We start from the raw sequence: 14209 nt of genomic DNA on the forward strand, positions 1-14209 counted from the left end.
CCACACAACCCGTAGAGAAAGGTCACACCTTGATTCGCAACGTCGCGCCATCATCGGCACCGAAGAAACCCCTGAAGAAAAAGCAGTTGGCGGTGCTCGCCATCGTCTGTCTCGGCACCATGGCCGGGCTCTCGGCGTGTACCACCACGAGCTCTGACGCGGCTGCCACCGGCACGGCGTCGGCGGCATCGTCGGGCACCTGCGCCAGCAGCACCGCGACGCCGAGCGACCCGTCGGTTGCCGCCGCGCAAGCCATCGTCAACAAGTCGTCGCTGCCGGTGACCACGTGGGATGGCCCGACAACCGGGCCCAAGACTCAGGCGGGCAAGAACATCGTGTTCATCGTCTCAGCCGAGTCGAACACGGGCGACACCGGGGTGTACGCCGGGTTCAAAGAGGCAGCCACCGCCATCGGCTGGAACGTGACCGAGATCGACGGCCAGAACTCGACCAGCGGTAACCTTGCGGCGCTCAACCAAGCCATCGCGCTGAAGCCCGACGCCATCGCCGTGTCGAGCTTCGACCCCAACGCCATGGAGCCGGCGTTCGCTGCGGCGAAGGCTGCGGGCATCCCGGTAGTCGGAAATCACACGGGAAACACGCCCGGCTTCAACTCGACCTACCCTGACCTGGCCGCCAACGTCACGAGCGACCCCACCACCATCGCCCAAGTGACAGCTGACTGCGCCCTCGTTGCGAGCAACGGTACGGCCCAGGTCACTATCACCGGCTGCGGGTCAGAAGCGATCATCTGCTCGACCAAAGAAGCCGCTATGAAGAAAGAGATCGAGACCAGCCCGAACGCGAAGGTTCTGAAGGTCAACGAGTTTCCGTTCGAAAGCATCAACAGCCAAGAGGCTGGCGTTGCCACCGCTGATTACCAGCAATACGGCAGCCCATTGGGTTACATGCTCGCCATCAACGACAACTATTGGGATGCCGCGATTCCTGCCCTGCAGGCCGTCGGCGCGCAGCCTTCGGGCCCGCCCCTGATGATCGCCGCAGGTGACGGCAGCCCCGCCGCCTTCGACCGCATTCGCCAAGGCCAGTTTCAGATCGCCACAGTGGCCGAGCCGCTCAACGAGCACGGCTGGCAGATGGCCGACGAAATCAACCGTGCACTGAACAACAGTGCACCCTCGGGCTTCGTCACCTACCCGCGCCTCGTCACCAAAGAGAACGTCGATCTCGAGGGTGGCGCGCAAGGAACGTTCGATCCCGACAACGGTTACCGCGACCAGTACAAGAAGATCTGGGGAATCAATTGACCACGACCCGCAGCGCTTCGCCGCGACCGCGCGTGATGATCTACGAGAAGATCGGCCCCGGCACGCATCTTGTCGAGGAGCTTGCGACGCACGGCATCGACGCAGATCAGCCGTTCGGGCCCGAGTCGACGCTGCTCAGGCACGCTCCTATCAGCGAAGACCGCATGATCGAGCTCGCTGCCGGGTATGACGGGCTCATCGGCATCAGCGGTTCGAAGCTCACTCGCCGGGTCTTCGAGGCGCTGCCTCAGCTGAAGTACGTGTCGAAGATCGGCATCGGCTACGACGTCATCGACATCGATGCGGCGAACGATCTTGGCGTGAAGGTCACCAACACGCCGTCGCCCATCGAGATCATCAGCGTGGCAGAGCACGCGGTGACCTTGATTCTGGCGGCGGCGAAACGGCTCGACTACTACAGTCTCGACCGCATCCGGTCGGGCGGCTGGACCGATTCGGTGATTCGCTCGCGAAATCTCTACGGCAGCACGCTGGGGCTTGTCGGCTACGGTCGCATCGCCCGTGCGGTGGCCAGTCGCCTGGCTCCGTGGGGTGTGAACATTGTCGCGTACGACGTCGCATCGATAGAAGACAGCGAGGGCGTTCGCATGGTTTCGCTCGACGAATTGCTGAGCGTCTCCGACGTCGTGTCGCTTCACGCCCCCAGTTTCGCGGGTGGCAAGCCGGTGCTCGACGCCGGCGCCATCGGCCGGCTGAAGCGCGGGGCGATCGTCGTCAACACGGCTCGGGGTGTGCTGGTCGATCAGGATGCCCTGAGCCAAGCCCTCGCCAGCGGACAGGTGTCGGTTGCCGCGCTCGACGTCTTCGAGCCTGAGCCGCCGCCCGGTGACCTCGAGCTCTTCACGAACTCGAACCTGCTCACGACTCCGCACTGCGCAGCCAACGTGGTCGAGGCCGAAGCAGACATGGAGCGCATGGCCGTGACCAACATGGTCGAGCTGCTGGCCGGCGGCGAGCCGACCAGCCTGATCACCGCGCGAACCGTCGCCCCGTGACCGTGGCTTCCTAACCGCCCCTCATCACCGCCCCTCATATCCGTGGCCGTCAGGCCGCTTCATCTACGAAAGGATGCCCGTGACACTCGTCACCGCCCCCATCGCCGCTACGCAATACATCGAGTACCTCGACGAATCGCCCACCACGGTGACGCCCCTCGGCGGCCGCAGCTGGAACAGCCGCGCGCAGAACCTGACCCTGGTGTACAGCGAACTCGCCGACGGCGATGAACTCGCGCACGTCGGCGAGTTCGAGTATGTGGTGCTCGTCACCGACGACTCGAGTTCGGTGACGGTCAGCGCCACCCCGAACACCGTCTCGCTCACCGGCCGCGGTGTCATCGTGGTGCCGCCGGGCGAGAGCCGCGTCATCGCGTCGGGCCCGGCGAAGATCGTGCGCCTGTTCGATGGGCGCGAGCTCACCGTCGTAACGGCAGCCCTCAACGCGGGTGCCTACACGCAAGCTGACGCCCGCGTTGCGCCAGTCGAACCGTGGCCAGAACCCGTGGGTGGCCGCCAACTGCGGGTCTATCCGCTGGCCGACTACGCGCCAGAGGCGGGGCGGTTCGGCAACATCTTTCGCACCTCGACCTTCATGATCAACTTCTTCGACCCGCACGACGGTCCGCGTGACGCAGAGCAGTTGTCTCCGCACCACCACGACGACTTCGAGCAGTGCTCGCTCGCGGTGGGCGGTGACTGGGTGCACCACATTCGCACCCCGTGGGGGCCCAAGCGCAGTCAGTGGCGAGCCGATGAACACCGGTTCGTGGGGAGCCCGTCGGTCGCGATCATCCCACCGCCCGTTGTGCACACCAGCGAGGCCATCGGGTTGGGCGTGAACTCGCTGATCGACATTTTCAGCCCGCCCCGGGTCGACTTCTCGCTGAAGCCGGGCTGGGTGCTGAACGCCGCCGACTACCCGGCACCCGCCGACCTCGGGGCAGACTCATGATCACGTTCGCTTCTCTGCTCGAACAGGGTACGCCGGCGCTCGGCACCTGGGTGAAGTTGCCGGTGGTGGAGTCGATCGAGCTCATGTCGGTGGCCGGGTTCGGGTTCGTGGTCATCGACCTCGAGCACTCGCCGATGTCGTTCGAGACCGCGGCGACGCTCATTGCCGTGGGGCGCGGGCGCGGGTTGGTGGTGCTTGTTCGGGTTCCCGATCATGGGTACGCGGGCATCCAACGCTGCCTCGACGCCGGAGCCTCGGGAATCGTGGTGCCGCACGTCGACTCGGTCGACGAGGCGAGAGCCGTCAACGCGGCGGCCCGGTTCGAGCCGAAAGGCAAGCGGGGCGTCGGCCCGACCAGCCGCGCGGGCGACTGGGGGCTCGCATCGTTTGCCGGTTACCTGGCCAGCGATGCCGACGTGGCCGTGATCGCGCAGATCGAGAGCATGGCCGGGGTGAACGCCGTCGGTGACATGCTCGCCGACGGCTCCGTCGACGCCGTGCTCGTAGGCGCGGCCGACCTTTCGGTGTCGCTCGGCTTGGCGATGGATGACCCGGGCGTCACCTCACTCATCAGCACCGTTCTGGCGCAGTGCCAGGCCGCGGGTGTGCCCTGCGGCACTGCGATCGGCGCCGACGGTGCCCGTGCCGCGCGCCTCGGCGCACAAGGATTCGGCTTCGTACTCACAAGCAACGACGCCACGATGCTCGGCGCGGCAGGTCGCGCCATCGTCACCGCGTCGCAGGAGGCTGTTCGCTGATGATTTCTGCTAGGAAAGTGATTATTTCGACTGCCGTGACGGGGTCGGTTCATGTTCCGTCGATGAGTGAGTTTTTGCCTATCACGCCTGATCAGATTGGTCAGGCGGCGGTGGAGTCGGCTCAGGCTGGGGCTGCGATCATCCATTTGCATGCCCGGCATGCGGTGGATGGTAGCCCGGCGTTCGAGCCGGAGGTGTTTGGTGAGTTCTTGCCGCGGATCGCGGCCGAGACTGATGCGGTGGTGAACATCTCTACCGGTGGTGCGTCGTCGATGACGGTGCAGGAGCGGCTTGCTGCGGCGACGACGTTCAGCCCGGAGTTGGCGTCGTTGAACATGGGCACGATGAACTTCGTGGCCGCGGGTGCTGCTGCACGCATCACGGATTGGCGGTTCGAGTGGGAGAAGCAGTTTCTCGAGAACACGTATAAGAACCCGTTCAAGAACACGTTCGATCAGATCGAGTACACGCTCAAGGAGTTGGGTGAGGGTCAGGGTACCCGGTTCGAGTTCGAGTGTTACGACATCGGGCATTTGTACTCGTTGGCGCACTTCGTCGACCGCGGGTTGGTGAAGGCGCCGTTTCTGATTCAGGGCGTGTTCGGGGTGCTGGGCGGTATCGGCGCTGACCACGCGAACCTCAGTCACATGGTGACCATCGCCGACAAGCTGTTCGGCAACGATTATCATTTCTCGGCGTTCGCTGCCGGGCGCACCCAGTTTCAGTTCGCCACGCACAGTGCGTGGTTGGGTGGGCATGTGCGGGTCGGGCTCGAAGACAACCTTTACATTCGCAAGGGTGTGAAGTCGTCGTCGAATGCGGAGCAGGTCACGAAGATGGTCGGGGTGCTCGAAGACCTCGGCCGTGACATCGCGACCCCTGACGAGGCCCGCGACATGCTTGGCTTGAAAGGCAAAGCCGCCACCAACATCTGACACCCGAACAGATGACGTGCGTCAGGGGTCTGTGCCGAGCATCCACTCGGCACAGGCCCCTTTCGCGCGCGTGCCCGCGCCGCAACGCGATCGACTTGACGCACAAGCACCCCACAGCGCGGTTTAGCGTGCTTTTGCGTCAAATCGAAAGCGTTGCGAGGCCAGAGGTAAGAGACGGGCCCCGGGCTCAGTGCCTAACCAGAGACTCAGTGCCGCACCAGAACGGCCTGAATCGACGGCGCGACGTACGCCACCAGCGCCTCTCGCTCTTGCCTGACGAGGGCGTCGATCTCCACCAGGCGAAGACCGACGACCACGCCGACGAGCATGGAGCAGGCGAGCTCGATTCTGGTGGTCATGTCGGGGTCGTCGCGCAGGCGCGCGCCGAGGTCGTCGATGACTCTCTTCTGAATGAGTTCGCGCAGCTGAACGGTGGCCTGCTGGGTGCCGATGGCGGCTCGCAGTAAGGCGAGCAGGGGTTCTGAGATGTGCGGGTCACCATCCCACACCTCGAGAAAGGCGCGGGTGACGCGTTCGCCGAGACCCTCCGCCGGGCCGTCGAACGCCTCGGCTATGCGCGACATGGTGCTCGGGCCCGACGAATCCATGACGGCGGTGAACAGCTCGTCTTTCGAACCGAAGTACTGCATGACCAGCGAGGCGTCGACACCTGCGTCGCCGGCGATACCGCGAATGGTCGAACGAGAGAAGCCGTCTTTCGCGAAGCGGGTGCGGGCGGCGTCGAGAATCACCTTGCGGGTGGGGCCGGCACCGAGCCGCCGCTTCTTCAGCGGTTGCGGCTCTGTCTGAGCAAAATCGACCATAAGCCAAAGTGTAGGCAACTTTTGTCTCAACACGTGTTGAGAAGATGACGATTTGCTCGTATGCTGATCCCGACGTCATCAACGAGGAGACCGACATGACCCCCCAAGAACAGCTCGAACTGGTGAAGAAGCACTATTCCCTGAACAAGGCGGGTGACTTCGACGAAGCGCAGAAGCTGCTGACCGACGACTTCTCTATCACCATTCCCGACTACATGCCGTTCGCCGGGGTCTACCGGGGAAAGAATGCGTTCGTCGAGTTGATTCCGATTGTGGCGAAGTCGGTATCGGTGAAGACGCTGACCTATGTGGCGACGACGGTCGGTGACGATCACGCCGTCGAGCTCGTCGAGTTCACGCTCGAAGGCGGCGGCGACACGCCCGTCGAGGTCGCCGAAGTGGTGTGGTTTCGGGGCGAGCAGATCAGCGAGATTCGCCCGTTCTACTTCGACCCCGCCCCGTTCATCGAAGCGGCCGCCCGAAACGCTGCGAAAGCCGCCGCCGAAAACGCGGTGGCGTCCAACTGACATCAGGTCCAACTGACACCAGGCCCGACAGCCACCTATCACTACGGCCTGTCGGCCGCCCATCACTACGAAGGAGTACCGATGCTGAAGATCGAAGAACTGAGCGCACGAGCAGAGATTCAGGATGCTCTGCTGCGCTATACCCGTGGGCTCGACCGAGTCGACATGAAGCTGGTGCGCAGCGCCTTTCACCCCGACGCGTACATCCAATTTCCCTCGAGCTTGCACGTCGGCTCGGTCGACGGCTTTCTCGACTTCTTGAGCGGTGAAATGCCGCGCTTCGTGCGCACCATGCATCTTCTCGCCAACACGTTCATCGAATTCGACGGCCCGCACGTCGCCCACGTGGAGACCTACCTCAACGCCGACCACCAAGGCTCAGAGGTGCACCAGTGGAAGAACGAGCACGTGAAACTCTGGGCGCGCTACCTCGACCGCTTCGAAGAGCGCGATGGCGTCTGGCTGATCGCCCGGCGCAAGCTCGCCACCGGGTGGATGTACCGGTACCCGGCCGAGGGCTTCTTCGACGATCATCCTGATGCCTCAGCCGCAGGGCGCGATGGCGCCGATCCGAGCCTCGAACCCGTCGCAGGGTTCGGCGGCGCCCCCGTTGCACGAAAGGAATGGCCGTGATCACCGACCTCGCACCAACCCGCGCCGCAGACCTCATCGCCCGCATCGTCGAACTGCAGCCCTGGCTGCGCGACCAGCAGGCGCTCGCCGAGCAAGAACGCCGCATTCCGCAAGAGACCATCGAGCGGCTCGACGCTGCCGGCGTCTTCGCGTTGTGTGCGCCGAAACGCTTCGGCGGCGCCGATTTCGAGACCCGTGAGTTGCTGGCCATCTACCGCGCTCTGGGTGCCGGATGCGGCGCGACCGGGTGGGTGGTCTGGGCCACGGCCGGCGGCAATATGTGGAGCAACGCTTTCGACGAAGAAGTGGTGGCACCGGTCTACGAGTCGCCATGGGTCGGCAACCGCACCTTCGCCGTGGGCGGCACCAGCCGCCACATGTCGGGTACCGCGCGCAAGGTCGAGGGTGGCTGGATAGTGCAGGGCGTGTGGCCGTTCGCCACCGGCAGTGTGCACGCCTCGCACGGCTACCTCGCCGTGTTCTACGACGACACCGACGACTCCAAAGTGGGCATGGTTCTCGTGCCGAAAGACCAGCTGATCAGCCGAAACGACTGGGATGCCTCGGGGCTCGCCGCCACCGGCAGCCAAACCATGGCGACCGACGGTGAGCTCTTCGTGCCCGATGAGCGATTCGGATTTCCCGCCGAACTGGCCAAGCGCACGGCGGCCCTGATGGCCGAGGGCCGTGGCCCGCGCCGGGGCGGCCTCGCGCGCTCCATCGTCTCGAGCACCGGAGTCGCACTCGGCATGGCCGACCAGGCGCTCGAAGTCTTTCTCGGTTCCATCGGCCGCCGCAGTGTGCCCTATTCGCCGTACACCAAGCAGCTCGACTCGCCCGTTGCGCACCACATCATCGGCCGCGCCGCGATGCAGATTCGCGCTGCGGGCCGGCTGGCAGATGCCGCTGTGGCCGAGTTCGATCGACTCGACGCAGCGGGAATCGACCCCACCGAAGACGAGATTCTGCAGTTTCACACCGATGCCGCCTACATCTGGAACGAGTGCGCCACGGCCGTCGAAACGTTATTTCGGGCATCCGGTGCCTCGGCGATCAGCAAGCGGATGCCGTTGCAGTTGATCGCGCGAAACGCCAGAGCCGGCAGCATGCACGCGGCGAACAACGTCGACACGTGGCTCGAGAACCTCGGGCGCTCGCTGGCCGGCGTCGTAGCCGGGCCGTCGTCGATGAGCGTGCTCGAGCGCAAAGCGTAATCGCAGCCGCGGGCGCAAGGGGGGCGCGAGCGCAAGGCGAAACGCAGGCACCACTTTCACCACCAGTCATCACCACTAGTCGACGAAGACGAGGAGACACTCATGACGCTCACGGGCGCACTAGCGGGGCCGATCTCCGGCCTCAAATACGAGACCCCCACCCACAGCGGGCTGACCGGCGAGCGGGGTGAGTTCTTCTACGAAGAGGGCGAACGTGTCGCGTTTCTAGTGGGCAACACCGCCATCGGCAACGTCACCGGCAGGCCGAACGTGAACCTGGCGCAGATCGTGGCGCGGGTCGACGGCGACATCGCCAAGCTCAAAGACGCCGGCGTGACGAACGTCGCTCGTTTCGTCTTCACTCTCGGCCGCGACCCGATTCGCGACCACGGCACGCACATCGCGCCCGAGGTGCACGACATCATCGGCGACCGGATGCTCGACTTTCGTCACGACGTGAACTTCGAGGCCACCACGCTGCTCGACAAGGTGCAGCAGTTCAGCGTCGACCCTGTCGTGCTCGAGCTGCTCAACGACCTCAACGCGGCCGGAGTCTTCGCCGGCGACGAGCCGCGTGAGCTGTGCACTCCGGCCAACGCCCGAAACGAGGTGCGGCGAAACGTGCAAGGCATTCTGCGTTTTCGCGATGTGAAGATCGAGCTGGCCAACGGTTCGTACGTTCTCGCCGACGTCTTTCGGCCGGCCGCCGAGGGAACCTACCCGGTCATCATCAGCTGCGGCCCGTACGGCAAGGCCTTCAACCACCACTCCATCGCCTTCGGCAGCGACGCAGACCTCGAAAAGCACGAGCTGATGGAAGAAGACTATTTTCTGGGCAACTCGGGCGGCCTGCAGTTCGAGAACCACGAAACGGTCAACACCGCGGCCTGGGTGCCCGACGGGTACGCGGTCGTTCGCGTCGACATGCCGGGCTCGGGCAACAACCCGGGCCAGGTCGCACCCTGGGGAATCGCGGGCGCGGAGGCGTTGCGCGACTCCATCGACTGGGCAGGCGAGCAAGACTGGTCGAACGGAAACGTGGGCACTTGGGGCATGTCGTACCTCGCCATGAGTCAACACCAGGCGGCGAGCCTCAAACCGAAACACCTCACGGCGATGATCGCCATCGGCACCGACGTTGATCTGTACGAAGAAGTGGCCTACGGCGGCGGAATCTTCAACGAGCAGTTCTGGTCGATCTGGAAGATGTCAGGAATCATGCCGGCCGTCGTCGGTGAACCCGACGTCGCCGATTTCACGACCACGCTGAAGAAGCTGCCTTTTCGCGACTCAGACCCCGAAACCGCCTTCGGCCCGCGGGCGAACATCTTCATGAGCCCAGACCTCAGCGACGTGACGGTTCCGCTCTGGGCGGTCGCGGCGACAACCCACGTCGCTCACTTTCACCAGCTCGGCGGCAGCGGGGCCTACCTTGCCACGCCCACCCCGAACAAGAAGTTTGACTTCTGGGAAGACTGGTTTCAGAAGGCCTACGCGGCCGAAACGGTTGCGAGCCACAAGGCGTTCTTCGACCACTGGCTGAAGGGCATCGACAACGGCATCATGAGCGAGCCGCCGATTCGCCTCGAAGTGCGCACCGGCAACGGCGCATCGTTCGTGCTGAGTGAACACGAGTGGCCTGTCGCCCGCACGCAGTACACCCGGTGGTATCTGGATGCCGCGGCCGCCGACTGGGCAGGCACGAGCGCGCGCTCAGACTTCTTGACATTGGCGGCAACCGAGCCTGCCACCGAGCGCGACGCGAGCTACTCTGCCGAGGTAGCACTTTTGCCGCCGGGCGTGGGAGCGGCCATCCGTCTCGACCCTGCTTCACCCCAGTCGCACCCGAGCGTGAACGGCATCTCGTTCATCAGCGAGCCGCTCACCGAAGATCTGGTGCTCGCGGGCTACGGTAAGGCCGGCTTCTGGGTGTCGTCGAGCAGCACCGACCTCGACATCTACGTGTCAGTGCGGGCTGTAAGCGAAGATGGCCGCGAGGTCGACTACACCAGCTTCGCCACCATGGGGTTCGGCGATCGGCCGACGCCCTTGATGAAAGGCTGGCTGAAGGCGTCGCACCGCACGCTCGACCCCGAGCGCAGCACCGAGTACAGCCCCAAGCACACCCACCGGGTGGCCGACTACGCGCCGCTGACCCCTGGCGAGCTGGTGCCTGTCGAGATCGAGTTGATTCCCAACACGGGGCTGGTTCGCGCGGGGCACCGTCTGCGCGTCGACATTCAGCCTTACGACGGGGTGGCCCACGGCATGCATCACGCCTACGACCCGAGCTACCACGACGGCGCGACGAACACGGTCTTCACGGGCGGAGTGCACCCCGGCTACATACAGCTGCCGATCATCCCGCGCTGACCAGAGCGGTCAGGCGTTCGCTCGCCAGCCACAGGTCTTCGGCGTTGCCGTGGTCGTACGAGAGGGGTGACGATTTCATGATGGTGCCGCGGTCGATGTAGGCGCCCGTGGTGTCTGCGAACTCGGTGCCTGTGACGAGCGATGCGAGCGTGGCGCCAGATTCGGCCGCAGTGCTGCGTTTGCCTATGAGGGCGCCTATGACGGGGCCTATGACCCGCACTGCGGCATGATGGGGCCATGAAACTGCTGTTGATGGCCGACACCCACGTGCCCAAGCGCGCGCGGGCGTTGCCCGACGAGGTGTGGCGGGCGGTCGACGAAGCCGACGTGGTGATTCACGCCGGTGACTGGGTGGATGCCGCCACCCTCGACGCACTCGAGTCGCGGGCGGCGAGGCTCGTCGGCGTGGTGGGCAACAACGACGGCGCCGAACTGCGCGTGCGCCTGCCCGAGGTCGCGCGGTTGACGCTCGACGGTCTGCGGTTCGCGGTGGTGCATGAGACCGGCGCCGCATCCGGTCGCGAACGTCGCGCGGACGAGGCCTTCCCGGGCATCGATGTGCTCGTCTTCGGGCATAGCCACATTCCTTGGAACACCCTGACCCCCGCGGGCACACGGATGCTCAACCCCGGCTCGCCGACAGACCGCCGCCGTCAGCCCCACGGCACCTACCTCACCGCGGTCATCGCCGATGGCGCCCTCACCGACCTGACCCTCCACCCCATCAAGCAGCCGTACGGACTGCGGCGCACGTGACATTGCCGACACAGAGCAAAAGCGCTTGTTATAGTTTGTTATAGAACCCCAGAAGTATAACAATCTATAACAAAGGATCGTGGTGCAACCCAGCCCATACACACCCGGCGAGGTGGCCAGTAGTGTGCCCGGCCGGGTGCTTCAACTCGCCGAGTTTGAAGAGCGACTCTCGTACCTGGTCGACCTCAAACGACTCGTCGGCCGCATTCACGTGGATCTTGCACCTCGCGGGTTTGGCAAGACTTCACTGCTGAGACAGTACCAACGCCGTGCCACAGAGCGCGATGTGCTGACAATCTGGGTGACCGCGGGCGAAGAGCTGGGCCTCATCGGGCAGATAGTCGCGGCAATCCGCACCGCGACAGCGGGCTGGGGCGCCAAGAATCGCGCGCGATTGGTGGGCTTGCTCGACTCGCTCGCGCTCAGCGTGGGTGTTCCGGGTTTCGCTAAACTCGACGCAACATTCGACAGAAAACCCGGGGTCGCACAGCCTGTCGGGGTTCGCGAATTCGAACAAGTGATCCGTACGACAGCGGGTCAGGGCGACTCCGCTGGCTTGGTTCTTTTCATCGATGAGATTCAGGCCGCCGACGCGGCAGGCCTTCGAACGTTGGCTTATGCATGGCAACATTTGCAAGCCGAAGGTACAGATGTGCCCGCGGCTGTGTTCGCTGCTGGTCTGCCCGACGCCCCAGAGAAAATATCCGCGGTCGTCACCTTCGCCGAGCGAATCGCGTTTCGACCGCTCGAGCGGCTCAGCGCAGACGCCGAGGAGATCGCCATCGGCGTTCCCGCCCAGCTCCTCGGGGTTTCTTGGCAGACAGACGCCCTTGTCTCGGCCGTCGAAGTGGCGGGCGGCTACCCGTATACGCTGCAGCTCATCGCAGACGCTTCATGGTCCGCGGCGGGCAGGCCCGACTCCGGCGGCGAGATCACGGTTGACGACGTACGCGAGGGGCAGCAGGCGATGCGCGGTGACCTCGACGCACTCTTCCGCGCTCGATGGTCGAACGCGACGCCGCTTGAGCGCGATCTGATGACGGCAATGGCAGAGTTCGGTGACGCGCCAGTCGGTCGGGCCGAACTCGCACAGCGCCTCGGGGTGACGATAGCGAGTTTCTCCGTTCCCCGTGCGCGATTGATCGACAAAGGGTTCATTCAAGCTTCAGCGCGAGGGATGCTCGAATTCACGATTCCCGGATTCGCTTCGTTCGTTCGAGAACGGCAAGAGTAAGGCGTCTGCGAGTCTGCGGTGGGTATGATCCGAGGGTGACCGTGACCGCTGAGGGGCTCGCCGAACTGCGTGGGGGGCTGCTCGCGTTCTGCTACCAATTGCTCGGTTCGCCGTTCGATGCCGAAGACGCCGTGCAAGACACGCTCGAGCGAGCGTGGCGCGCGCGTGGGTCGTTCGATCCGGCCGTCGCGGCGCTCACGACGTGGGTCTTTCGTATTGCGCGCAACGTCTGCTTCGACCGGTTGCGGGATGCGCCCCGGCGGCCGCTGCCTCGTGACCTGAGCGAGCCCGGCATCGACGTGGGCGCGCCACTCGTGCCGGCGTTCGACGTGCCGTGGCTGATGCCCGCCCCCACGAAGTGGTTCGACGAATCTGGGCCTGAGCGCGCTGTCATCAGGGCAGACAGCGTACGACTCGCCGTCACTGCGGTGCTTCAGGCCCTGCCGCCGCGGCAACGTGGGGTTTTCATTCTTCGTGATGTGTTCGGATATTCGGCAGCCGAGACGGCGGCCGTTCTCGAAATCAGTGTGGCCGCAGCCAATTCGGCGCTGCAGCGGGCGCGGGTGGCGATCGGCGACCGAACTGCTCGCCCGGCGCCGTTGAGCAGCGACGCGGTCGAGCGCTACGCACGCGCCATCGAACGGGCAGACGTCACGGCCCTCGCAGGCTTGGTCGCCGATGACGTTCTCTTCGAGATGCCACCCGTGCCGCAGTGGTCGATCGGCCGCGAAACCTATGCGGCCTTCATGGCCCAGCTGTTCGTCTGGCGCGGGTCGAGCTGGGCAACCCGGCCGATTTCTGCGAACGGGCAGCCAGGCTTTCTGCTCTACCTCGTCACCGCCGCCGGCCTCGAGCCGCACACCGTTCAAGTATTCGAAGCGGATGCCGCCGGCCAGAGAATCGGGCACGTGCTGGTCTACCAAGACCCTCGTCTGTTCGCTCTCTTCGAGAACGAGTTCGTCGTCGACCGATGAGTTTCGGTGTTGTCGCTCGTAAACCTTGGTGAAGCATCCATTCGCCGGCAGCGATTCTGCGCTCGCCGGCCCCCAGGCAAGGAGCCCACACCATGGCACGCATCATCGTTGCGCAATTCATCACTCTCGACGGCGTGATCGAAGACCCCGACGGGTCTGACGGCACCCCGTTCGGCGGCTGGGCGTTCAGGCACGGCCGCGAAGCGGTCGCAGGCGACAAGTTCGGCTACGGCTCGATCTTGCAGACCGGCGTCTTTCTGTTCGGCCGCACGACCTGGCAGCACTTCTCGACGCTCTGGCCGGGGCGCGACGATTCCTTCGCGAAGGCGCTCAACGCGGCCGACAAGGCGGTGGCCACTCGGTCAGAAGTGGATGCCGCCCAGTGGCAGAATTCCCGCGTCGTCGACGGCGACGTGCTCGAGTGGGCGCGGCGAGAGGCGGCGCATCGCGACGTGGTGGTGATCGGCAGCAGTTCGCTGGTCGACCTCTTTGTGGAGGCCGGGGCTGTCGGCGAGTACCGGTTGCGCGTGTTTTCGACGGCCGCGGGCGCGGGGCGCCGGCTGTTCCCGCGTGGTCAGCGGCTCGAGCTGGTCAGCGCCGAGCGCATGGGGCCGACAGTTCTCACGATTTACACGCCCGAGGGGTGAGCCGGGCATCCTGCGGCCGGGGCCACCGCCGACCGGAACCGACGTAACCGGAGGCGAACCGGGGCACGTCGACGAAAGGATGCCGGGCGATCAGG

The 14209-nt window shown here is 64.9% G+C and carries 15 protein-coding genes; 13 read left to right on the forward strand and 2 right to left on the reverse strand.

The genetic code is table 11. The annotated features are described in order from the left end of the window. Nucleotides 1-29 precede the first annotated feature (29 nt). The 5 genes from IEX24_RS00235 to kce all read left to right on the forward strand — a co-directional run bounded on the left by IEX24_RS00235 (nt 30) and on the right by kce (nt 4932). Complete coding sequence (locus tag IEX24_RS00235) at nt 30-1268, forward strand: substrate-binding domain-containing protein (RefSeq protein ID WP_188671893.1); 1239 nt, start codon at nt 30-32, stop codon at nt 1266-1268. Then, entirely contained in the window at nt 1265-2284 is a 1020-nt protein-coding gene (locus tag IEX24_RS00240) for an NAD(P)-dependent oxidoreductase (RefSeq protein WP_188671896.1), read from the forward strand. Before IEX24_RS00235 ends, IEX24_RS00240 begins: the two co-directional genes overlap by 4 nt. A 79-nt stretch (nt 2285-2363) precedes the next feature. Further along, nucleotides 2364-3239 (forward strand): cupin domain-containing protein, encoded by an 876-nt coding sequence (locus IEX24_RS00245; protein ID WP_203585967.1) that lies wholly within the window; start codon nt 2364-2366, stop codon nt 3237-3239. Next, on the forward strand, nt 3236-3997 hold the full coding sequence (locus IEX24_RS00250; RefSeq protein WP_188671902.1) for an HpcH/HpaI aldolase family protein: 762 nt from the start codon (nt 3236-3238) through the stop codon (nt 3995-3997). The genes IEX24_RS00245 and IEX24_RS00250 overlap by 4 nt, the downstream gene beginning before the upstream one ends. Next, nucleotides 3997-4932 carry a 3,5-dioxohexanoate:acetyl-CoA acetone transferase gene (gene kce, locus IEX24_RS00255; RefSeq protein WP_188671905.1) on the forward strand — a complete coding sequence of 312 codons (936 nt, stop codon included), beginning with the start codon at nt 3997-3999 and terminating at the stop codon, nt 4930-4932. The genes IEX24_RS00250 and kce overlap by 1 nt, the downstream gene beginning before the upstream one ends. A gap of 206 nt (nt 4933-5138) precedes the next feature. Here the strand turns inward: kce and IEX24_RS00260 are convergent, their stop codons facing one another. Next, a complete protein-coding gene (locus tag IEX24_RS00260; protein WP_188671908.1) occupies nt 5139-5756 on the reverse strand; it encodes a TetR/AcrR family transcriptional regulator in 618 nt (205 codons plus the stop codon). Nucleotides 5757-5851: 95 nt separating this feature from the next. Here IEX24_RS00260 and IEX24_RS00265 point away from each other — a divergent pair, with 95 nt between their 5' ends. The 4 genes from IEX24_RS00265 to IEX24_RS00280 all read left to right on the forward strand — a co-directional run bounded on the left by IEX24_RS00265 (nt 5852) and on the right by IEX24_RS00280 (nt 10503). After that, nucleotides 5852-6283 (forward strand): nuclear transport factor 2 family protein, encoded by a 432-nt coding sequence (locus IEX24_RS00265; RefSeq protein WP_188671911.1) that lies wholly within the window; start codon nt 5852-5854, stop codon nt 6281-6283. Between the two features lie 81 nt (nt 6284-6364). Continuing rightward, complete coding sequence (locus IEX24_RS00270; protein ID WP_203585966.1) at nt 6365-6916, forward strand: nuclear transport factor 2 family protein; 552 nt, start codon at nt 6365-6367, stop codon at nt 6914-6916. Continuing rightward, on the forward strand, nt 6913-8130 hold the full coding sequence (locus IEX24_RS00275) for an acyl-CoA dehydrogenase family protein (protein WP_188671914.1): 1218 nt from the start codon (nt 6913-6915) through the stop codon (nt 8128-8130). The genes IEX24_RS00270 and IEX24_RS00275 overlap by 4 nt, the downstream gene beginning before the upstream one ends. Nucleotides 8131-8232: 102 nt before the next feature. After that, complete coding sequence (locus IEX24_RS00280) at nt 8233-10503, forward strand: CocE/NonD family hydrolase (protein WP_188671930.1); 2271 nt, start codon at nt 8233-8235, stop codon at nt 10501-10503. Here IEX24_RS00280 and IEX24_RS00285 read toward each other — a convergent pair. Next, entirely contained in the window at nt 10490-10723 is a 234-nt protein-coding gene (locus tag IEX24_RS00285) for a Rossmann-fold NAD(P)-binding domain-containing protein (protein WP_188671933.1), read from the reverse strand. The two genes, IEX24_RS00280 and IEX24_RS00285, sit on opposite strands and share 14 nt — an antisense overlap. A gap of 17 nt (nt 10724-10740) precedes the next feature. Between IEX24_RS00285 and IEX24_RS00290 the strand changes: the two genes are divergently transcribed. From IEX24_RS00290 to IEX24_RS00305, 4 genes are all read left to right on the forward strand, one after another. Then, the gene (locus IEX24_RS00290; protein WP_188671936.1) at nt 10741-11259 is read left to right on the forward strand and encodes a metallophosphoesterase family protein; all 519 of its coding nucleotides are present in this window, start codon (nt 10741-10743) and stop codon (nt 11257-11259) included. 79 nt (nt 11260-11338) lie between these two features. After that, nucleotides 11339-12493, forward strand: a complete 1155-nt coding sequence (locus tag IEX24_RS00295; protein WP_203585965.1) for an ATP-binding protein — start codon at nt 11339-11341, stop codon at nt 12491-12493. Between the two features lie 35 nt (nt 12494-12528). Further along, complete coding sequence (locus IEX24_RS00300; RefSeq protein WP_188671939.1) at nt 12529-13467, forward strand: RNA polymerase subunit sigma-70; 939 nt, start codon at nt 12529-12531, stop codon at nt 13465-13467. Nucleotides 13468-13559: 92 nt separating this feature from the next. Continuing rightward, entirely contained in the window at nt 13560-14114 is a 555-nt protein-coding gene (locus tag IEX24_RS00305; RefSeq protein WP_188671942.1) for a dihydrofolate reductase family protein, read from the forward strand. The last annotated feature ends 95 nt before the right edge of the window (nt 14115-14209 follow it).

Origin of the sequence: Subtercola lobariae (assembly GCF_014640255.1) — a bacterium.
Taxonomy (GTDB): Bacteria; Actinomycetota; Actinomycetes; order Actinomycetales; family Microbacteriaceae; genus Subtercola; species Subtercola lobariae.

Coding starts and splice junctions, on each gene's coding strand:
- IEX24_RS00250 (WP_188671902.1), top strand. CDS start 3,236: ATGATCACGTTCGCTTCTCTGCTCGAACAGGGTACGCCGGCGCTCGGC.
- kce (WP_188671905.1), top strand. CDS start 3,997: ATGATTTCTGCTAGGAAAGTGATTATTTCGACTGCCGTGACGGGGTCG.
- IEX24_RS00260 (WP_188671908.1), bottom strand. CDS start 5,756: ATGGTCGATTTTGCTCAGACAGAGCCGCAACCGCTGAAGAAGCGGCGG.
- IEX24_RS00265 (WP_188671911.1), top strand. CDS start 5,852: ATGACCCCCCAAGAACAGCTCGAACTGGTGAAGAAGCACTATTCCCTG.
- IEX24_RS00270 (WP_203585966.1), top strand. CDS start 6,365: ATGCTGAAGATCGAAGAACTGAGCGCACGAGCAGAGATTCAGGATGCT.
- IEX24_RS00280 (WP_188671930.1), top strand. CDS start 8,233: ATGACGCTCACGGGCGCACTAGCGGGGCCGATCTCCGGCCTCAAATAC.
- IEX24_RS00290 (WP_188671936.1), top strand. CDS start 10,741: ATGAAACTGCTGTTGATGGCCGACACCCACGTGCCCAAGCGCGCGCGG.
- IEX24_RS00305 (WP_188671942.1), top strand. CDS start 13,560: ATGGCACGCATCATCGTTGCGCAATTCATCACTCTCGACGGCGTGATC.